Source organism: Pseudomonas sp. AC463, from assembly GCF_979253585.1.
Genome location: NZ_CEEDDZ010000076.1, coordinates 1 through 551, shown reverse-complemented (window position 1 = coordinate 551; position 551 = coordinate 1). Strand labels below are relative to the sequence as shown.

The following is a 551-nucleotide window of genomic DNA, read 5'->3' as shown; positions in this document are numbered from 1 at the left end:
CCCCAGGGCCCAGCTTCAGCGAAGGTGATGAGACTCACGCCGGATGCCGCAACCGGACCCCGGTCTTCGCCGGGGTGGTGCGGTGTGGTTTAGCCTGAGACGCGGACGCTTCAGCCCAGCCCTACCCTCGCCGCCAGTTCGTCGATCGGTTCGCCGGAGGCGATCACCAGCCATTCGCCGGGTCGGCGCGAGTCGACGACGGTAACCGCGTTCTTGGGGCAGAGTTTCAGGCAGCGGCTTTCGACCACACCCGCGCGGGCCTTGCGCCCCTTCCCCGCGAGCTTGCGCAACAGCTTGGCGAGCGGGGTGCGGCCCTTGGGCCCGAAGCCGCCATCGACCTTGCGGCTGCATTTGCCGCAGACGAGGATGACGCCCTGCCAGTCGCTTTTCGCGACCTTCATGCCGGGCTGCGCCGTTCCTCGGCGGAGCGAAGTACTTCGTAGGCGGCCTGCACGGCCTGGAAGCGCACGGCGGCGTCGGGATCGCCGGGGCGCACGTCGGGGTGGTTCTCCTTGGCCATCCGACGCCACGCCGCGCGGATGTCGTCGAAC

Annotated in this window: 2 protein-coding genes; both read right to left on the bottom strand. The window is 69.5% G+C overall.

Annotated features, from left to right (window positions below; genetic code table 11):
• Positions 1-110: 110 nt before the first annotated feature.
• Complete coding sequence (locus tag AC0IYH_RS29150) at positions 111-401, bottom strand: (2Fe-2S) ferredoxin domain-containing protein (RefSeq protein WP_465239747.1); 291 nt, start codon at positions 399-401, stop codon at positions 111-113.
• Positions 398-541 (bottom strand): J domain-containing protein, encoded by a 144-nt coding sequence (locus AC0IYH_RS29145; protein ID WP_471837490.1) that lies wholly within the window; start codon positions 539-541, stop codon positions 398-400. Before AC0IYH_RS29145 ends, AC0IYH_RS29150 begins: the two co-directional genes overlap by 4 nt.
• Positions 542-551 lie beyond the last annotated feature (10 nt).